This window comes from Ureibacillus chungkukjangi (assembly GCF_044795995.1).
In the GTDB taxonomy this organism is placed as follows: domain Bacteria; phylum Bacillota; class Bacilli; order Bacillales_A; family Planococcaceae; genus Ureibacillus; species Ureibacillus chungkukjangi.
Genome location: NZ_CP085009.1, coordinates 1,032,257 through 1,051,357 on the forward strand (window position 1 = coordinate 1,032,257; position 19,101 = coordinate 1,051,357).

Sequence of the window (19,101 nt, forward strand, 5' to 3'; positions counted from 1 at the left end):
TTAAACTCCCAGGATTCATCTTTTTTATTTATTCATGCATAAAAAATGAGCTGTTTCAGTTAGAAACAGCTCGAAATTTATTAATAGTCTTTATCAGTAAAGAAAATGGCAATTGTACCAGGGCCAGCATGTGCACCAATACTTGAGCCAATCATTGTTATTTCGAAGGCTTTTGGGTGTAATTTATCTTCGATCAAAGCCTGAACCTCTTTGGCGAATTCTAAATCATCTCCATGGCTTATTCCAACGATTTTATTTGAAAAATCGCCGCCACGTTCTGCCATCAGCTCGATGATGCGGTTAATTGCTTTTTTACGTCCTCGAATTTTTTCTAGAGGAATTAACTTACCGTCTTCTACATGTAAAATCGGCTTAATACTTAAAAGGCCACCGATAAATGCACTCGATTTAGAAAGTCGTCCTCCTGCAGCTAGGTAGCTTAAGTTTTCAACTGTAAACAATTGAGTCATATGCTCAGCCATGTGCGTAATCTTTTGAGCGATTTCTTCATAGGGTAGTCCTTCATCACGTAAACGAACAGCCTCAAGTACGAGTAACCCATGTCCAAGAGAAGCACATTTTGTATCAATAATTTTTAATTTTAAATTTGGATAATTTTCGCGTACCTGGGAAGCAATCATCACAGCTGTGTTATATGTACCCGATAAATTAGAAGAGAAGGCAATATAAATACCTTCCTCATCATTTTTTGCAAGGGTTTCAAACTTATTTAAGAAAATCTCAGGCGATACTTGAGAAGTTTTTGGAACAGCGCCTTCTCGCATTGCACCGTATACCACCTTGGGATCGATATCTAGGATGTCATCATACTGTTGGTTATTTAGATCTACTCGTAAGGTAAAGAGCTCTACATTATTCTCAGTAAAAAACTCCTTTGGTAAATCACTACCGCTATCTGCAAAAATTTTCATATTCATACCTCCTTTAAGCTTTGAATTTGTAATATCCTCTATTCCATTCATTTTAGTGAATTAAAGGGGATACTGGTATATCTATCTATATCTATACTTATAATTTTAGTCTTTCTATTAGGAATTTGGCAATGCCATCTTCGTTATTACTTAAAGTAATTTCATTTGCGATATTTTTTAGCTGATCAATACCGTTCGACATTGCTACTCCGACTCCTGCATATTCAAGCATTTCTAAGTCATTATCTTCATCGCCAAATGCAATAATACGATCTCGTGGGATATTTAAGTCTTTTGCAATATGTGAGATTCCAACCGCTTTGTTTAACCCTTTGCGTACAATCTCAATAATATGGAAAGGTGCACCCCAACGACGGTGATCGATTAATTCGGCATGTACACTTGCTAAATGATCACGAATGATTGGCACATTAGCCTCATCTGCATGAATAAGTAAGCTTGTAGGATCTTCACTTAAGCTTCCGCGTAGGTTCCCGATTGTCACGCGAGGATCGCCCATATTAAAGATATCCATCATGCGATTATCCTCATTATGGATAAAAACATCGTCCTTTACTTCTGCAATCAAATTCTCATATTGATATTTATCCACTGAGTCAACTACATCATGGACGACGCTAATATCAATTGGGGAATGGAGCATTTTCCATCCAGCATTTTTAGGATGGTGTATTAGGGCACCATTAAAGTTAACGATTGGTGTCGTTAACATCATTTCATTATAATACAGCTGACTTGCGCGGAATGGACGACCAGTAGCTATCATTACTTGATGTCCGGCTTCCTTGGCCTTGAATAAAGTTGCCTTTGTTTTTTCGGATATTTTTTTCTCATCCGTTAATAAAGTACCATCTAAATCTAACACTATTAAATGTTGTTTCATGAAGGAAGTCTCCTTTCTCTCTCTTTAAATTTTATCCTTATGGATATATTTAGTCAAAAATTGATAATCTGATTTTATTTTTAGCAAAAATTTTCCACCAATGATATGATTATTAATAATAGTTTTTTCTATTATTGATAAAATATTAGCTTTAGAAAAACTATTTAGGAAATAAAATAGATTTTTCTAAAATTGTTTAGGGGTGAAAGAAAATGTATGTTCAAGATGATATGTGGAAAGGTATACCTTTATTACATGTTTACGATAATTCAATGAACGAACAAACGCCTGTTGTAATATTTCTCCATGGCTTTCAAAGTGCAAAGGAGCATAATTTACACTACGCCTATCAATTAGTACAAAATGGTGTCCGTGTCATCATGCCTGACGCATATTTACACGGGGTAAGAGATGAGAATATTTCAGAGCTAAAAATGAATATGCACTTTTGGGAGATAGTCCTAAAATCTATTCATGAGGTTAACACCATATATGAAGAGCTAAAGCAAAGAGGCTATGGAGATGCTAAAATTGGGATAGCTGGCTCTTCCATGGGGGGAATTATTACAGCTGGCTGTTTAAATACTTATGAGTGGATAAGTGCTGCCGCGATTTGTATGGGAGCTCCTGGTTATGTGGATTTAGCGAATTATCAGCTAGACCAATTTGAAAAAATGGGCGTAAAATTACCATTCGATGAAAAACAAAAAGAGGCAATCCTAAATCAATTATCAGAATATGATATAACAGTTGAGCCAAAGAGATTCAATCAAAGACCTGTGATATTTTGGCATGGATATAAAGATACGACAGTTCCATTTAAAAATACATATCATTTTTATACGGAATTACGTTCACACTATGAACAATCACCTGAGAAATTGAAGTTTATCGAATCAAAAAATTCTGGGCATAAGGTTCCACGTAGCGGCGTACTTGCTGTCACATCGTTTCTTTCTCAACATTTGGCATAAATAATTTCATTTGCTATGATAGAGTTAACACTATAGATAAGGGGGAAATCAAAAAAATGGCAATCAGTGATGATATGAAAGAGAGCATGTTAGGTGCTTTAGAAAATGTAATTGATCCTGAGCTTGGCATCGATATTGTCAACTTAGGTTTAGTATATGAGGTAGATTTAGATGAAGAAGGGTTAGCAACAGTAACAATGACGTTAACATCTATGGGGTGCCCACTTGGTCCAGTAATCGTTGACCAGGTAAACACGGCTCTAAGTGAACTGCCTGAAGTGAAAAAAGTTGATGTTAATATCGTTTGGCAGCCAGCATGGTCAAAAGATATGATGTCACGCTATGCCAAAATGGCTTTAGGAATTCGATAAAACGAGCAATACAGCTCTTTAGAATGCAGCAAACTAAATTTTTAGTTTGTCTGCATTTTTTTTATTGAGGTCTACTAATCCTTTCTAAGAAATTTAACGATAAGAATATTTATATGATTATCATGCAAAATAAGGGGAAGTGTAGAAATATCAAATTTTAATGATTATTTATGAATAAGGAGGTATTTCACATGAAAGCTGTTACTTTCCAAGGTACAAAAGATATGCAGGTAAAAGAGGTTGCTGATCCTAAGATTGAGAAAAGTGATGATATCATTATTCGCGTAACGTCCACAGCGATTTGTGGTTCTGACCTCCATATTTATCAAGGTGCACTTCCTGCATCAAAGGATTACGTAGTTGGCCATGAGCCGATGGGGATTGTAGAAGAAGTCGGTGCTGGTGTAGAAAAAGTGAAAAAGGGAGATCGTGTCGTACTCCCATTTAATATTTCTTGTGGTCACTGTCATTATTGCTCAAATGAGATGGAAAGCCAATGTGATAACTCGAATCCAAACCCACATGTTGATACAGGCGGATATTTTGGATTCACGGAACGTTATGGTGGTTATCAGGGTGGACAAGCGGAATTATTACGTGTACCCTTCGGAAACTTTGTACCGTTTGTAATTCCAGAATCTGTAGAGCTTGAAGATGAGTCCCTACTCTTTATGTCTGACGTTCTCCCAACAGCCTACTGGAGTGTTGAAAGTGGTGGCGTAAAGAAAGGAGATACAGTCGTAGTATTAGGCTGTGGTCCCATCGGTTTAATGACGCAAAAATTTGCCTGGATGAAAGGTGCAAAACGTGTCATTGCAATCGATAATCTCCCGTATCGTCTAAATCATGCGAAGAAAATGAATAATGTTGAAATCATCAACTTTGACGAGCATGATGATACAGGTCAATATATTGCTGAAATTACGAAAGGTGGAGCCGATGTTGTAATCGATTGCGTAGGGATGGATGGGAAAAAGAACCCTCTGGAAGCAGTGGAGCAAAAGCTGAAGCTTTCAGGTGGTACAACGAGTGCCATCCGTATTGGAATGAAGGCTGTGAAAAAATTTGGTACATTACAGCTTACAGGTGTATATGGCTCTATGTATAATCATTTCCCATTAGGCAACTTATTTGAAAGAAATATTAATATTAAAATGGGACAAGCTCCGGTTATTCACTACATGCCAATGCTGTTTGACATGATTAAGGACGGAAAAATTGATCCAACTGAAATCATTACCCACAGAATTGCACTTGAGCGTGCTAGCGAGGCATATAAGATATTCAATGATCATGAAGATGAATGTATCAAGGTTGTATTGAAGCCTTAACATAAAAAGGGTACGCAAAAAATTCCTCTGCGTACCTTTTTAATCGATTCGACAAATAGTTGCTGGACAGTTCTCACAAGCAATTTCTTCTTTTAAATACTTCAAATCTAAAATTGTAATATAACCTTTATCAAAGGAAATAATGTTCTGTTTCTTTAAATCATTTAGCATACGATTGATCATTTCTCGACTTGTTGAGCACAAGCTAGCTACGTCTGTGTTAGTTAAATATATATCAAGGAGAATATGATTTTTATTCTCATCAAGTGGTTTTCCATAAGTATTCGATAAACGAATCAAAGTAGAGTAGAGTGCGCCTTTTTTTCCATGAATAACTAAATCTCGTATTAAGCTTTGATTTTTTAAATTTTCATTTTGAATCCATTTTAGGTATCCAATCATGAGTGTAGGCTGTTCTGTTAAAAACATTTCAAGTGAGTGCTTATTAAGAATCGCTATTTCTGAGTCTACGATTGCTTTTGCGGTATTTGAATGGACTGTTGTAGGGCCGAATAAAGAGCTTTCACCAATGATACTATTCTTGCCACAGACACGAAACGTAAGCTCTTTTCCGTTTTCTGATTCTTTACTGATTTGGATGGAACCATTTTTTATAAAAAACAAATCTCCAGCACTTTCACCTTCATGAAAGATATAATCTCCTTTTTCTACTTGGAGTTGTAGACCACGCTCTTCAAATAGCTGACTAATATTCATTGGTAATGTATCAGTTCTTGCCATTTCTTCACACCCTTTATTTAGTGAACTTTTTGCTTCGATCAGAAAAATAATTTCAATATATGATATCACAAGATGGGCAAATAAAATGTAGAATCTATGTGCCAATTTTTGCAATTCTAGAGTAAACAGCTTATAATCAAATTAGTCAAAAAAGGTCAAACTAAAATCGAAATATTATATAAGATAAAATTTTGAAAGGGTGCTTAAGAATGCAATTTCAACAGCAAGACAATCGTAGTCCATTAGAACAATTCGGTCGTAACTTAATTGAAGAAGTGAAAAATGGAAAGATGGATCCTGTTATTGGTCGAGATGAAGAAATTCGAAATGTCATTCGAATCCTATCAAGAAAAACAAAAAATAATCCGATTCTAATAGGTGAGCCTGGTGTCGGTAAAACTGCAATTGTTGAAGGGCTTGCACAACGAATCGTTCGTAAGGATGTACCTGAAGGGTTAAAAAATTGTCTTTTATATGAGCTTGATATGAGTGCATTAATCGCAGGGGCTAGCTATCGAGGACAATTTGAAGAACGATTAAAGGGTGTATTAAAAGAGGTAAAAGATTCTGAAGGTCAAATCATTTTATTTATAGATGAGATTCACACAATTGTGGGTGCTGGTAAAACAGATGGAGCAATGGATGCGGGCAATATGCTAAAGCCGATGCTTGCACGAGGTGAGCTGCATTGTATTGGAGCAACTACATTAGATGAATACCGTATGTACATTGAAAAAGATCCAGCTCTAGAGCGCCGATTCCAGCAGGTAATTGTCCGAGAGCCATCTATCGAGGACACGGTATCGATTTTGCGAGGGTTAAAGGAACGCTTTCAAGTACATCACAAAGTGAGCATTCATGATCGTGCCATCATTGCAGCAGCAGAGCTTTCTAACCGTTATATTACGGAACGATTTCTACCGGATAAGGCAATCGATTTGATCGATGAGGCATGCGCGATGATTCGTACTGAAATCGATTCAATGCCACAGGAGCTAGATATGGTAACTCGTCGGGTATTACAGTTAGAAATTGAAGAGCAGGCATTGAAAAAGGAAAAAGATGCTCAAAGTCAAAAGCGTCTGGAAGCATTAAGAGCTGAATTGTCTAATTTAAAGGAATCTACAGAGAAGATACGTAAGCAATGGGAAAGTGAAAAACAATGCCTGCAAGCTATTCAGAAAAAACGGGTACAGCTTGAAAGCTATCGACGAGACTTAGAGGACGCAGAAAGTAAATATGATTTAAACAAAGCAGCTGAGCTTCGTCATGGTAAAATTCCAACCTTAGAGAAGGAGTTAACTATCTTAGAGGAGGAGCTGAACAGTAGCTCTGACACAAGAATTCTCCGAGAGGAAGTAACTGCAGAAGAAATTGCTTCCATCATCTCAAGATGGACAGGCATTCCGGTTACAAAGCTTGTAGAGGGTGAGAGAGACAAGCTCCTGCGTTTAAAGGATACATTACATGAACGAGTTGTTGGTCAAGAAAATGCCGTTAAGCTTGTAACTGAAGCCGTTTGGCGGGCTCGCTCAGGCATTAAAGATCCAAATCGACCAATTGGTTCATTTATATTCCTCGGTCCTACTGGTGTTGGGAAAACGGAACTTGCGAAAGCCTTAGCAGCACAGCTTTTTGATTCAGAGGATCATTTTATTCGCATTGATATGAGTGAATATATGGAAAAACATAGTGTTTCCAGACTTGTCGGTGCGCCTCCAGGATATATTGGCTATGAAGAGGGTGGTCAATTAACAGAAGCCGTTCGTCGTAATCCATACGCGGTAGTACTTTTAGATGAAATTGAAAAAGCACATCCTGATGTTGCAAATATCTTACTTCAAATATTAGATGACGGGCGAATTACAGATAGTCAAGGGCGTTTGGTTAACTTTACTAACACAGTGGTGATTATGACATCTAATATTGGCTCGCATTATTTGCTTGAAGCTATGCCAGAACACCAGCAATCTATAGAAGATCTAGTTATGACGGAATTACGTGCCCACTTTAAACCAGAGCTTTTAAATCGTGTGGATGACATTATTACCTTCCATGCATTGAGTACCGAGCATTTCCACGCAATCGCCAGGAAATATATTGGTCAGCTACAGGAGCGTGTGGCTGAACAAGAGATTGAGCTAAAGGTAACTGATAAGGTAGTTGATTGGATTGTACAACATGGGATTGATCCTCAATTTGGAGCAAGACCTTTAAAACGCTTTATTCAACGAAATGTCGAAACAGCAGTAGCAAAAGAATTATTAAGGGGAGAAGTTCTTCCAGGAGAAAGCTTATATGCTACATTAGAGGATGGCCAATTACTAGTGAAAAAATAGAAAGCTTAATATCCGAAAAAACGGGTAGCTCTATTTAAAGAGTTACCCGTTTAAAATATATAATAGAAAAATAAAAGCACTTCATAGAAGAAGTGCTAAAATTCTAAATTAGTGATGATCTGCTTCTGGTGTTGGGTCGTTTGGAATAATCGCACCAATGATAAAGATTAAAATTGTAAAAATAACACCAAGAATTAAGCTAGTTGAAAGTACAAATGGTACAGCTAAAACTGAGCTTACTACATAATTTAACATTAACATTAATAGAACAGACCAAATTAAAGTCATTACATATTGCATTCTTTTTCACCTCTATAAAACAATTTTAAATAGTATTCCAATTTTCATCTTAATTATCATAACATATACAATCATAAAAAAGAACTACAAACTTAAGAACAAATCGTGAATAAAAGGTTGAGGTTCTTTTTTTTATGAGCTATAATTATTACCAGGTACTAAATGTTAGTAGTAAACTGGGGGGATTAAAATGAACGCAGGGATCATTGGATTGGGGAAATACGTTCCAGAGAAGGTTGTAACAAATTTTGATTTAGAAAAAACTTTAGATACAAATGATGAATGGATTCGTACAAGAACTGGTATAGAAGAAAGAAGAATTGCTGGACCGGAAGAAAATACTTCTGATTTAGCGTATAACGCTGCCATCAATGCGATAAAAAATGCGAACATAACGGCAGATCAAATTGGGTTAATCTTAGTTGCTACGGTAACGCCAGATCGAGGTTTTCCAAGTGTTGCATGTCAAATTCAAGAAAGATTAGGCGCTGTAAATGCTGCTGCAATGGATGTGTCGGCAGCTTGTTCAGGCTTTATTTATGCGCTTGCTACTGCTAAGCAATTTATTGAAAGTAAGAGTTATCAATATGTCTTAGTAGTAGGTGTTGAAAAACTGTCCAAAATCACTGACTGGAATGATCGGAATACAGCAGTATTGTTCGGAGACGGCGCCTGTGCGGCAGTAGTTAGTGAGGTAAGTGAAGGAAGAGGTATTTTATCATTTGAATTAGGTGCAGATGGAACTGGGGGTAAACAGCTATTCTTGAACGATGAACATACAATTACCATGAATGGCCGAGAAGTTTTCAAATTTGCGGTTAGACAAATGGGCGAGTCAGCTGTATCCGTTCTAGATAAAGCGGGTCTATCGAAACAAGACGTGGATTTACTAATTCCACACCAAGCCAATATTCGTATTATGGAAGCATCTCGCGAAAGACTTGAGTTACCCGAAGAAAAACTTTCAAAGCATATCCACAAATACGGAAATACCTCCTCTGCTTCTATCGGACTTGCTTTGGCAGACGAATTAGAAGATGGTAAAATCAAAGATGACGATATTATCGTATTAGTTGGTTTTGGTGGCGGCCTGACTTGGGGTGCAGCTGTCATTAAGTGGGGAAAATAGTACTGTAAAAATGCTAGTAGTTTAAAACCAAAGGGGGATTTTAAAACGATGAAAAGAAGAGTTGTTATTACGGGAATTGGAGCTGTTACTCCTTTAGGAAATTCAATAGAGGAAACATGGGAAAATGTAATCGCTGGGAAATCTGGTGTCGGCGCATTAACACGATTAGATGCAGAGAAATTTCCAGTTAAAATAGCAGCAGAAGTGAAAGACTTTGATATCGAACAATATGTTGAGAAAAAAGAAGCGCGAAAAATGGACCGTTTCACTCATTATGCTTTAGCGTCCTCCATCATGGCCATGAAGGATTCAGGCTTAACAATTACAGAAGAAATCGCTCCTCGTGTTGGTGTATGGATTGGCTCTGGGATTGGTGGGATGGAAACATACGAAAACCAATATGTAACCTTCCAAGAACGCGGCGTACGACGAGTAAGCCCATTCTTCGTTCCGATGATGATTCCTAACATGGCTTCTGGTCAAGTTTCAATTCACTTTGGTGCAAAAGGGATTAACTCTTGTTCTGTAACTGCTTGTGCTTCAGGAACGAACTCAATTGGTGATGCATTCAAAGTAATTCAACGCGGAGATGCTGATGCAATGATTACGGGAGGAGCAGAGGCACCAATCGTAAACATGGCAGTAGCAGGCTTCTGTTCAAGTACTGCACTTTCTCTAAATCCAGATGCTGAGATTGCTTCACGTCCTTTTGATGCAAATCGTGATGGCTTTGTTATCGGTGAAGGAGCAGGTATCTTAATCTTAGAAGAATATGAATTTGCTAAAGCTCGTGGTGCTAAAATCTATGCTGAAATCGTTGGCTATGGTTCAACAGGAGATGCTCATCATATTACAGCTCCAGCTCCAGAAGGAGAAGGTGCTGCAAGAGCGATTCGTCAAGCATTAGAGGATGGCGATGTGGATCCAACACAAGTGGGCTATATAAATGCTCATGGTACGAGTACACCATATAATGATTTATTTGAAACAAAAGCAGTGAAAACTGTCTTTGCAGATCATGCCTATAATCTAGCGATGAGTTCTACAAAATCAATGACTGGCCACTTACTAGGTGCTGCTGGTGGGGTAGAAGCTATCTTTACTGCATTAGCTTTAAAAGAGGGAATTTTACCTCCAACTATTAATCTAACAACGCCAGACCCAGAATGTGATTTAGACTATATTCCAAATACTGCACGTAATCAGTATGTTGAATATGCAATGAGTAACTCACTCGGCTTTGGTGGACATAATGCAAGTATCTTGTTGAAAAAGGTTGATTAAATAGGCTGATAGAATCTAGCAAATATCTAGCTGCTCCTCCAGCCTAATAATCTCTGTAAGGATTTGTCGATAAGTTAAATGCCTTTAGCGAAAAGCTAAAGGCATTTTTATGTTGGTAAATGAATATTTAGTTAATATAAGGATGGTGGACATGTTTCGATTTATGCTGTTTTTATTTTGCTATGGTATTTGCGTAATGTCAGTAGGAAACTTACTACTGTATTTAAACTATAGTACTCTCGGATATTCTTGGTCAGCTGTTTGGGCTTTTATCATTACCACAAACGAACTTTATATGGCTATTGGATCAATCATTATATTGTTTATCTTGATTTTCGACCTAAGCCCATCGCGTTTTCCATTCGTTTAATCGTTTTTGAAGCGATGGCATTTGCTTTTTCAGCACCCTCATCAAGAATTCTATCTAACTCATCAGAATCGATTAAATCGTTGAATCGTTGTTGGATTGGCTCTAAATGCTCGACTAAGCTTGTTGCAACACCCTCTTTAAAGGCACCATAACCAAGGCCATCATATTTTTGTACTAGAGAAGGTATATCAATTCCTGTAACAGCAGATTCGATTGTTAATAGGTTCGAAACACCAGGTTTGTTTACCTCGTCAAATGCTACATAACCATCGGAATCCGTAACTGCGGATTTGATTTTCTTTTCGATTTGCTTAGGTGTATCTAGGAATCGTACTGTTGCTTTTGTGTTTGGATCAGACTTACTCATTTTCTTTGTAGGTTCCTGTAAAGACTTGATACGTGCACCTGCTTTTGGTAATTGAATTTCTGGAATAACAAATACATCACCATAACGCTTATTGAAACGCTCTGCAAGGTCACGTGTCAGCTCGATATGTTGTTTTTGGTCATCTCCTACCGGCACGATAGTTGTGTTATATAAAAGAATATCACCAGCCATTAATGGGGGATATGTTAATAAGCCAGCTGTTACGGATTCTTTTCCATCTGACTTATCCTTGAATTGAGTCATGCGCTCAAGTTCACCTATTGTCGCTACACATTGTAACATCCAGCCTGCTTGGGCATGGGCAGGTACCTCTGATTGGATAAATAAAGTTGATTTGTTTGGATCAATTCCAGTCGCTAAATATGTAGCTGCTAATGTACGGATATTTGAGCGCAATTCCTTTGGATCCTGAGGAACTGTTATTGCATGCTGATCCACGATACAATAAATAGCATTCCCCTCATCTTGAAGTGCTGGAAACTGCATAAAAGCCCCGATATAGTTACCTAAAGTAATAACGCCTGTTGGTTGAACACCAGAAAAAATGGTTTTCATCGTAAACCCTCCTATAATTAATTTTTAATATAAAAAAAACACCATACGCTCCACAATACGCTTATGCGCATTGGGACGAATGATGTTGAATCCGCGGTACCACCCAGTTTGTCAATAATGACCACTTCGACTTCGTAACGTGAAGCTGCCGTGCTTTACTACTACTTTCATAAAGCCACTCAAAAGTCCATTCCATATGCTCCGTCTTCTGTTTCCACCAACCACAGACTCTCTATGCACAAAGAGGCACATGTACTATTCTTTATCATCGTTTTTTCAATTCATTTAAATACGATTCGTCAACATACCTGACGTAAAATTATATAAAAAAATCATATACAAAATAAGTTTCAAAAGCAAATTATATTTTCTTTTTATTTTTGGAATGAAATAGAAAGAATTTGGGGAATAATTGTATCGTGAAAGATAATTATTTTCTTTTGGTGAAATCTGTGTAAACCAAAGAAGTAATTAACAGAAATTTGCGATATCTTCTCGATTAATGTCGACTAATTGAGAATTGGCTATATTTATTTGTTAAATGTTTACTTTAACCAAGTAAGGGAATATTATTTGTGTACTATAACAAACATATGGATTTTCTGCATAAGCGAGAAGAAATAGGTATAATTAATATTGCGTTTACTATCATTTTTAAATGTAAGCTATATCCAAAAGGCTAAGATTATTGTATAATTAAGACGTTGTTTTAATTAAACTAATTCTAAAATAATAAATACTTGATAATAGATAATATCCATCCTAATCGGAAAGGAAGTGTAATAATGATTGTAACATTATTTACATCACCAAGCTGTACATCTTGCAGAAAAGCCAAAGCATGGCTAGAAGAGCATGAAATTGCTTATAGAGAGCGAAATATTTTTTCTGAGCCTTTAACAATCAGTGAAATAAAAGAAATACTTCGAATGACAGAAGATGGAACTGATGAAATTATCTCTACACGTTCTAAAATATTCCAAAAATTAAATGTTGATGTAGAAAGTTTACCACTTCAACAATTATATGAGTTAATTCAAGAGTACCCTGGTTTACTTCGTCGTCCAATTATATTAGACGAAAAACGCTTACAGGTTGGGTACAATGAGGATGAGATTCGACGCTTCTTACCAAGAAAAGTTCGAGCGTTCCAATTACTTGAAGCACAAAAAATGGTTAATTAATCATTTCTAGGAATATTCTTGCGAGTATATCGATAAAATCCATTATCACTGGATTTTATCGTTTTTATTTTTTGCAGGCATTTTAAGTGCAATCTGGTTAGAAATGTTTTGATAAAACCAGGTTTTCCAATCCAGTGTATGCATTACATAATTTTAGTACATGAGCAAGAATTTTCACACTTTATTTAACTAAAATCTGAATGCTTTCTACTTGATTTCAATTGCTTTGTCATCTACAATTTCAATATTCAAACTAATTTTTTCTGTAGTTGTTTTTTCTTTTCATTTCATATAGGTAATCATACAATAGAGTTATAGAATAAAGCATAGATATATAGAAAAAAAAGCTTTAGTTCTGTAATAAGTTGTTATGAATGCTGTGTTTTGAATTGTTTGGTTAAACTTTAGCAATCCAAAACATACTAAGAACGCTTTCTTTGTTTTTCAACGAATGACTGTGAAGGGAGTTGAAGTCTAATGGACATCGAACGCGTAAACGAAAATACAATAAAGCTCTTTATTACTTATCGTGATATTGAGGACCGCGGTTATAGTCGCGAAGAGATTTGGTACAACAGAAATAAAGGGGAAGAACTTTTCTGGGATATGATTGGCGAAATAAATACAGAAGATTACTTTGACCTTGATGGACCAATTTGGATTCACGTAAATGCCTCTGAACATGGCCTTGAAGTGATTGTGACAAGAGCTAACATAAATTCCGATGGGGAATCCAACGGGTTGCTATCCGGTTTCGATGAGCATCGAGATGCTGCTCATAAAAATTTAGATGACTCTATTTTTGATGCCTTTGATGACGATGATATTAATCAACTCGGTCTCAATAATATATCTCTTTATAAATTTAAGGACATTGACGAAATTATTCCTGTTGCTAAACGTGTAGTATCACATGGCGTACATTCTTCTTTGTACAAATATGAAAAATACTATTTCCTAGCAGTTGATTTCTCAAATCTTGAAGAAAATCAAGAACGTCAAGATATCCGTGCAATTATTAATGAATATCTGGCTGGCTCCAAAATGACGATTTATCGCATTCAAGAATATGGTGAAACAATTATGGAACAGGATTGTTTTGAAACAGTACTTCAATACTTCGCTTAAGCAGTGATATAGGTTGTAATAACCTAATTGAAGACAACAAATTCAATCTAATATTCAAACGGGCTCCCAGCTGTTTTTCAAAAGTCTTGATTTGGAGTTTAGTGCCCGTTATATAAAATGAGGTGTCTTGATCATAAGGCATCTCTTTTTTTGTTATTAAAATGGGGGAAAATATAAATTTATCTACTATTAACAGAAAATATTGAAAATTTATATTCCACAATTTATAATAAACAAAAGGAGGTGTGTTATGCTTGTAGCTTATACAGAGCAGAATGAGCCCTTTATATTAAATTCAAGCATGCCTCAAACAACATTACACCAGCTTCGAAAGTCCAAAAAATTTTACTGCCCACTATGTAAACAACAGCTTTTATTTAAAATTGGTTCCTTAAAAATTCCCCATTTTGCCCATTTCTCAAAAAGTAATTGTGAATATCTATTTTCAGATAGAGAATCCGAAATCCATTTAAAAGGTAAAGAGCAATTATATAATTATTTTAAGGCATTGAAATTGAATGCCGAGTTAGAGCCTTATTTACCAAGTATTCAGCAAAGGCCAGATATTCTGTTGCAAGATCAAACTGAAAAACGATTTGCCATCGAGTTTCAGTGCAGCTCAATCTCACATGAAAGATTAGTAGAGCGTGACGAGGGCTATGCTAGTGAGAAAATTTTTCCCATCTGGATTCCCAATACACCAAATAATATTGTAAGAAAAGGGATACAAAAAATATCGCTTACTAAAAACCATCAGCAATTTTTACATTCTTCTGAACACCATCCCTATCTTATGACGTACAATCCAAATGTGCGACAGTTTTTTTATATTTCCAATCTAATTTATCTTCAGGGGAATCGCTTTATCTCAAAAGTCCAAGCTATTCCGATTACACAACAAAAGTTCCCCTTTTATCTTCCGAAACCGTTAACCCAAAATGAGTTCAAGCAATTTTTGCTTATTAATAACGAAGAGAAACATAAGTATTTACAGCGGAGAGTATTATTAAGTAGGAGAGGTGTAAGGGACATACTATTAAGAAGTGCTTATGAGCTGCGTTTAAATTTGCACGCTTTGCCTAATTATATAGGTATCCCTCTTGTAGGTAATGACGAATTACAAGTGTTTTCGGTCGACTGGCAGCTCGCGATTTTTTATTTTATTCACACAGAACAAATTGAACTAAGTCATATGAAGGGACAAACTATATTCTACTTTTTAAAGTGGGCAAGATTGCCTGAAAACGCAAGAGCAAAACATGTAGTCTATCAATATTGCAGATTGCTTGAAGAGCTGTCAGTACAGCATTCCTATCAATCTATTCAAGAGGACAAGTTATTAGAGGTTTTATATAATCATTTCCTTGCAATATAGACGAAATATTGAGAAAATAAACATGTGATTCGAATTTCGAAATAATAGTATCGGAGGATTTAGAATGGCTAAAAAAGTGTTAACTCGTGATGAAGTACCAGTAGATTTAACTTGGAATTTAGAAGGAATTTTCCAATCTGACGAAGCATGGGAGCAAGAATTCAAGGAAATCGAAAATTTAATCCCTGAGGCTGAAAAATACAAGGGGAAAGTGGCTGAAAGTGCACAAGCTTTATATGAAACATTACAATTTAGCGATAAAATTTCAGAACGCTTTGGAAAGCTGTATGTGTATAGCCATTTAAAGCATGATCAGGATACAACAAATGGCAAATATCAAGCAACAGATAGTAGAATCCGTTCATTAGGAGCGAAATTTTCTGCTGCATGGTCATTTGTTACACCTGAAATTTTATCGATTGATGAAGAGACAATCAATAACTATATAAATGAGTATGAGCCATTAACTTTGTACAAGCAAATGTTAACTGAGCTAAATTTAGAACGTCCACATGTTTTAACTGCTGATAAAGAAGAATTGCTTGCACAGTTCTCTGAGGTAACAGGAGCATCTGGAAACACATTCAGTGCATTAAATAATGCAGATTTAGAATTCCCAACAGTTAAAAATGACAAAGGGGAAGACGTACAGTTAACACATGGAAACTATGTTACTTTCTTAGAAAGTGACAACCGTGAAGTACGTGAAAATGCATTTAAAGCAATGTACAAAACTTATGGTCAATTTAAAAATACATTCGCTACTACTTTAGCTGGAAACGTAAAAGCTCATAATGTAAGTGCAAGAATCCGTAATTACGGTTCAGCACGTCAAAGCGCGATGAGCAACAACCATATTCCTGAAAAAGTATACGATCAACTTGTTTCAACAATTCATGAATTTCTTCCTGTATTACATCGCTATGTTGCATTACGCAAGCAGGTATTAGGTTTAGAAGAATTACACATGTATGATTTATTCACTCCGTTAGTAAAAGAAGTGAAAATTGAAATGCCATATGAAAAAGCAAAAGATATTATGGTAAAAAGCTTCGAGCCACTTGGTGAAGAATATCAAGCTACTGTACAAAAGGGCTTAGACAGCCGTTGGGTAGATGTATTAGAAAACAAAGGGAAAAGAAGTGGTGCTTATTCATCGGGTACTTATGGCACAAACCCATTCATCCTTATGGACTGGCAAAATAACTTAGACAACCTATTTACATTAGCTCATGAGTTTGGTCACAGTATGCACAGCTATTATACACGTGCAAACCAACCATACCCATACGGAAGATATTCAATCTTCGTAGCTGAGGTTGCCTCTACTTGTAACGAAGAATTATTATTCGATTATCTATTAAAAACAACTGAGGATGCTCAGCAAAAAATCTATTTATTAAATCACTGGCTAGATGGATTCCGCAGTACGGTATTCCGCCAAACAATGTTTGCTGAATTTGAGCATATCATTCATGACTTAGATCAAAAAGGTGAAGCAATTACAGCTGAGCGTCTAACAGAAATCTACTATGATTTAAATAAACAATACTTTGGTGAAGATATGACAGTTGACGAGGAAATTGGTTTAGAATGGGCTAGAATCCCTCACTTCTATTACAATTACTATGTATACCAATATGCAACAGGTCAAAGTGCTGCAACAGCTTTAAGCAAGCAAATTCTTGAAGAAGGCCAACCAGCAGTAGAACGTTATATCAATAACTTCTTAAAAGCTGGATGCTCTGATTTCCCAATCGAAGTATTAAAAGCAGCAGGAGTAGATATGGAATCACCTACACCAATCCAAGAAGCATGTAAAGTATTTGAAGAAAAATTAAATGAACTTGAAGGGTTATTATTGAAATAAGCCTGAAATTAGAACGTCTACAGTTGGTTTAAAACTGTGGGCGTTTTTTATTTGAGTTAGGGAGGGGGGAAGGTAGTGGGAGTATTTAAACCCTAAAAGCAAATCGAGTTATTATAAATGCAATAGTAATTTTGTATTCAATTTTCTAAATGTTTCACAAAATAGATTTAAGGTGTAAAAGCACACTTTGTAGTATGGGGGTAAGTGGCAATATATAATATACCTGTGAAAACGGTTACTATTTGACGAATTTGTGAAACTATTTTCATAGTATTGCATACATTATTATTCCGTGATAAAGTAAATACGTGAAATAAATCACATAACAAACATACACCCCTTTGTTTGAACGTGAACATTTCTCCCATCCCCTTTGTGAGAGGCGTCAGTCGATGACGCCTCTTTTTATTGTTTTCAAAATCAATAGTTGTCCACTTCTAAAACTTGCATCCATATAATCTTTCTACTTCCAAACTCATTCCTATAACATCAGATGAAATGTGACATCCATAAAAAAATAGACAAAGCCAATGTGACTTTGTCTACTAGAAATTTAATATAATAATAGTTTTAAGATTAATAAGTGCTGTTTAAGTTAACTTGCGACGCCAGAGGGTGATTTCTTCATTACATAGGCGTTCGATTTTTTGTTGGAGCATACGCTTTTTTAATTCGCGTTCAGCTTCCTGAGTGGAGATGGAATAGATTGCTGCAACGTCAGTTGTCGTTAACGTATGGTATCGAGCAAATAATTCATCGAAAGTGGGTAGTGGGTTACAAATGATTGCCTCATTCATCATTTCTTGAAGTATTTGGACATACACCTCATAAGCGTACATTCCACTTACCTTTAACCCTTCGTCTTCAATGCATTCGTTAAAGAATACAATGCTTGGGACTTCTTCAATTTCCATTTCGCGTGTGATGTGTAAATCACATTGAAAAGCACGAGCAGCCTCCTTGGATCCAAAATCAGAAATGAATTCTTCAATATCAATATTGGATTCCTTGGCAATTTCGATTAAAGCAGAATAGGAAGTAACTTCTTTTGTCTTTAAAAGTGCATGCTCCTGTAATTTTAGTAAAAAGCGAGCTGATGCACGTTTTCCTTGTAATTCTGCGGCTTTAATCGCAATAGACGGAAGTGCAGGATGCGTTATATCTAATTCGGCTCCAGTAATACAGCCTTTTGTGCGGCGGCCTAATGTATTGAGAGAAGCAAGCTTTGTACTTAAAATATAACGCCAAGTAAAGTAATGGTCATATTCTAATTGAAGCTTGCGCAACATCGTTTGCATTTTTAAGGCATTCTTACATAGCGGATCTATAAAAATATATAATTCTATTGGTTTTGTAGTAGATGTAGGGGCAGGTTCTGATAATAATTGAACATTATTCACTCTAACCCCTCCTCATCTTCATTTGGCGAGTTAATCATATGATTCGCCGTTAGGACAAGTCGTTGGTAATACACATCGCGGAATTTACCCTCGAGTCCAACTTCATCCATTGCTTCCTTCATACATTCTAACCAGGCTTGTGCACGATCAGGTGTAATTTTAAATGGGATATGACGAGCTCTTAGCATCGGATGTCCATGTTCATCACTATATAAATTAGGCCCACCTAAGTACTGTGTCTGAAATTGAATTTGTCTTCTTGTTGTTTCAGTTAAATCCTCTGGAAAAATAGATTTTAACTGTGGATGTCTTCCAACACGTTCATAAAAAGCGTGAAGGAGCTCAGAAAGTTTTTCAGCACCAATTTCCTCGTAAGGAATCGTATATTTTCGATTCATAGGTGTACTCCTTTACTTCTTTTAGTATACGTAAGAAAATCCAAGTAGAGTATACTGTTTAGTCTATAACCACTGTTTAAAAATTATGTGATAAATACATTCTAACAACGTATTACCTTTTTCTCAAA

The 19,101-nt window shown here is 36.1% G+C and carries 17 protein-coding genes and 1 other annotated feature; of the genes, 10 read left to right on the top strand and 7 right to left on the bottom strand.

All coding sequences use genetic code 11. The features are described 5' to 3' along the window. Positions 1-80: 80 nt before the first annotated feature. Both LG296_RS05110 and LG296_RS05115 read right to left on the bottom strand, forming a co-directional pair. Complete coding sequence (locus tag LG296_RS05110; protein WP_404427599.1) at positions 81-932, bottom strand: DegV family protein; 852 nt, start codon at positions 930-932, stop codon at positions 81-83. Between the two features lie 97 nt (positions 933-1,029). Beyond that, positions 1,030-1,836, bottom strand: a complete 807-nt coding sequence (locus tag LG296_RS05115) for a Cof-type HAD-IIB family hydrolase (RefSeq protein WP_404427600.1) — start codon at positions 1,834-1,836, stop codon at positions 1,030-1,032. A gap of 212 nt (positions 1,837-2,048) precedes the next feature. Between LG296_RS05115 and LG296_RS05120 the strand changes: the two genes are divergently transcribed. The 3 genes from LG296_RS05120 to LG296_RS05130 all read left to right on the top strand — a co-directional run bounded on the left by LG296_RS05120 (position 2,049) and on the right by LG296_RS05130 (position 4,512). Next, positions 2,049-2,810, top strand: coding sequence for a prolyl oligopeptidase family serine peptidase (locus LG296_RS05120; protein WP_404427601.1), 762 nt, complete (start codon positions 2,049-2,051; stop codon positions 2,808-2,810). 56 nt (positions 2,811-2,866) lie between these two features. Then, positions 2,867-3,181: a metal-sulfur cluster assembly factor gene (locus tag LG296_RS05125; protein WP_404427602.1), complete on the top strand. Its 315-nt coding sequence runs from the start codon at positions 2,867-2,869 to the stop codon at positions 3,179-3,181. A 191-nt stretch (positions 3,182-3,372) separates the two neighbouring features. Further along, entirely contained in the window at positions 3,373-4,512 is a 1,140-nt protein-coding gene (locus LG296_RS05130) for a zinc-dependent alcohol dehydrogenase (RefSeq protein WP_404427603.1), read from the top strand. A 39-nt stretch (positions 4,513-4,551) separates the two neighbouring features. Here LG296_RS05130 and LG296_RS05135 read toward each other — a convergent pair whose 3' ends face one another. Beyond that, complete coding sequence (locus LG296_RS05135; RefSeq protein WP_404427604.1) at positions 4,552-5,253, bottom strand: Crp/Fnr family transcriptional regulator; 702 nt, start codon at positions 5,251-5,253, stop codon at positions 4,552-4,554. Between the two features lie 209 nt (positions 5,254-5,462). Between LG296_RS05135 and LG296_RS05140 the strand changes: the two genes are divergently transcribed. Next, complete coding sequence (locus tag LG296_RS05140; protein WP_404427605.1) at positions 5,463-7,592, top strand: ATP-dependent Clp protease ATP-binding subunit; 2,130 nt, start codon at positions 5,463-5,465, stop codon at positions 7,590-7,592. A gap of 108 nt (positions 7,593-7,700) precedes the next feature. On the opposite strand, the gene LG296_RS05145 is transcribed toward LG296_RS05140, so the two are convergent. Then, on the bottom strand, positions 7,701-7,892 hold the full coding sequence (locus LG296_RS05145; protein WP_107935016.1) for a YjzD family protein: 192 nt from the start codon (positions 7,890-7,892) through the stop codon (positions 7,701-7,703). A gap of 190 nt (positions 7,893-8,082) precedes the next feature. Here LG296_RS05145 and LG296_RS05150 point away from each other — a divergent pair, with 190 nt between their 5' ends. Beyond that, positions 8,083-9,021, top strand: a complete 939-nt coding sequence (locus LG296_RS05150; protein ID WP_404427606.1) for a beta-ketoacyl-ACP synthase III — start codon at positions 8,083-8,085, stop codon at positions 9,019-9,021. Between the two features lie 48 nt (positions 9,022-9,069). Next, positions 9,070-10,305, top strand: a complete 1,236-nt coding sequence (gene fabF, locus LG296_RS05155; protein ID WP_251396843.1) for a beta-ketoacyl-ACP synthase II — start codon at positions 9,070-9,072, stop codon at positions 10,303-10,305. A gap of 323 nt (positions 10,306-10,628) precedes the next feature. Here fabF and trpS read toward each other — a convergent pair whose 3' ends face one another. Further along, on the bottom strand, positions 10,629-11,618 hold the full coding sequence (gene trpS / locus LG296_RS05160) for a tryptophan--tRNA ligase (protein WP_404427607.1): 990 nt from the start codon (positions 11,616-11,618) through the stop codon (positions 10,629-10,631). A 68-nt stretch (positions 11,619-11,686) separates the two neighbouring features. After that, positions 11,687-11,896, bottom strand: a binding site (T-box leader). 510 nt (positions 11,897-12,406) lie between these two features. Here trpS and spxA point away from each other — a divergent pair. The 4 genes from spxA to pepF all read left to right on the top strand — a co-directional run bounded on the left by spxA (position 12,407) and on the right by pepF (position 17,175). Further along, on the top strand, positions 12,407-12,802 hold the full coding sequence (spxA, locus tag LG296_RS05165) for a transcriptional regulator SpxA (RefSeq protein ID WP_181418012.1): 396 nt from the start codon (positions 12,407-12,409) through the stop codon (positions 12,800-12,802). A gap of 477 nt (positions 12,803-13,279) precedes the next feature. Then, complete coding sequence (gene mecA, locus LG296_RS05170) at positions 13,280-13,930, top strand: adaptor protein MecA (protein WP_107935010.1); 651 nt, start codon at positions 13,280-13,282, stop codon at positions 13,928-13,930. A gap of 250 nt (positions 13,931-14,180) precedes the next feature. Continuing rightward, positions 14,181-15,305: a competence protein CoiA gene (locus tag LG296_RS05175; protein ID WP_404427608.1), complete on the top strand. Its 1,125-nt coding sequence runs from the start codon at positions 14,181-14,183 to the stop codon at positions 15,303-15,305. Between the two features lie 64 nt (positions 15,306-15,369). Further along, a complete protein-coding gene (gene pepF / locus LG296_RS05180; RefSeq protein ID WP_404427609.1) occupies positions 15,370-17,175 on the top strand; it encodes an oligoendopeptidase F in 1,806 nt (601 codons plus the stop codon). A gap of 590 nt (positions 17,176-17,765) precedes the next feature. Here the strand turns inward: pepF and LG296_RS05185 are convergent. Together LG296_RS05185 and LG296_RS05190 are read right to left on the bottom strand one after the other, a co-directional pair. Then, the gene (locus LG296_RS05185; protein WP_251396854.1) at positions 17,766-18,575 is read right to left on the bottom strand and encodes a DsbA family protein; all 810 of its coding nucleotides are present in this window, start codon (positions 18,573-18,575) and stop codon (positions 17,766-17,768) included. Further along, positions 18,572-18,973 carry a globin gene (locus LG296_RS05190; RefSeq protein ID WP_404427610.1) on the bottom strand — a complete coding sequence of 134 codons (402 nt, stop codon included), beginning with the start codon at positions 18,971-18,973 and terminating at the stop codon, positions 18,572-18,574. Before LG296_RS05190 ends, LG296_RS05185 begins: the two co-directional genes overlap by 4 nt. Between the last annotated feature and the right edge of the window lie 128 nt (positions 18,974-19,101).

Excerpts from the sequence above, each read along its gene's own strand:
- trpS (WP_404427607.1), bottom strand. The coding sequence starts at position 11,618 with ATGAAAACCATTTTTTCTGGTGTTCAACCAACAGGCGTTATTACTTTA.
- mecA (WP_107935010.1), top strand. The coding sequence starts at position 13,280 with ATGGACATCGAACGCGTAAACGAAAATACAATAAAGCTCTTTATTACT.
- LG296_RS05135 (WP_404427604.1), bottom strand. The coding sequence starts at position 5,253 with ATGGCAAGAACTGATACATTACCAATGAATATTAGTCAGCTATTTGAA.
- LG296_RS05110 (WP_404427599.1), bottom strand. The coding sequence starts at position 932 with ATGAAAATTTTTGCAGATAGCGGTAGTGATTTACCAAAGGAGTTTTTT.
- fabF (WP_251396843.1), top strand. The coding sequence starts at position 9,070 with ATGAAAAGAAGAGTTGTTATTACGGGAATTGGAGCTGTTACTCCTTTA.
- LG296_RS05145 (WP_107935016.1), bottom strand. The coding sequence starts at position 7,892 with ATGCAATATGTAATGACTTTAATTTGGTCTGTTCTATTAATGTTAATG.
- LG296_RS05140 (WP_404427605.1), top strand. The coding sequence starts at position 5,463 with ATGCAATTTCAACAGCAAGACAATCGTAGTCCATTAGAACAATTCGGT.
- LG296_RS05120 (WP_404427601.1), top strand. The coding sequence starts at position 2,049 with ATGTATGTTCAAGATGATATGTGGAAAGGTATACCTTTATTACATGTT.
- LG296_RS05130 (WP_404427603.1), top strand. The coding sequence starts at position 3,373 with ATGAAAGCTGTTACTTTCCAAGGTACAAAAGATATGCAGGTAAAAGAG.
- pepF (WP_404427609.1), top strand. The coding sequence starts at position 15,370 with ATGGCTAAAAAAGTGTTAACTCGTGATGAAGTACCAGTAGATTTAACT.
- LG296_RS05150 (WP_404427606.1), top strand. The coding sequence starts at position 8,083 with ATGAACGCAGGGATCATTGGATTGGGGAAATACGTTCCAGAGAAGGTT.
- LG296_RS05175 (WP_404427608.1), top strand. The coding sequence starts at position 14,181 with ATGCTTGTAGCTTATACAGAGCAGAATGAGCCCTTTATATTAAATTCA.
- LG296_RS05190 (WP_404427610.1), bottom strand. The coding sequence starts at position 18,973 with ATGAATCGAAAATATACGATTCCTTACGAGGAAATTGGTGCTGAAAAA.
- LG296_RS05125 (WP_404427602.1), top strand. The coding sequence starts at position 2,867 with ATGGCAATCAGTGATGATATGAAAGAGAGCATGTTAGGTGCTTTAGAA.
- LG296_RS05115 (WP_404427600.1), bottom strand. The coding sequence starts at position 1,836 with ATGAAACAACATTTAATAGTGTTAGATTTAGATGGTACTTTATTAACG.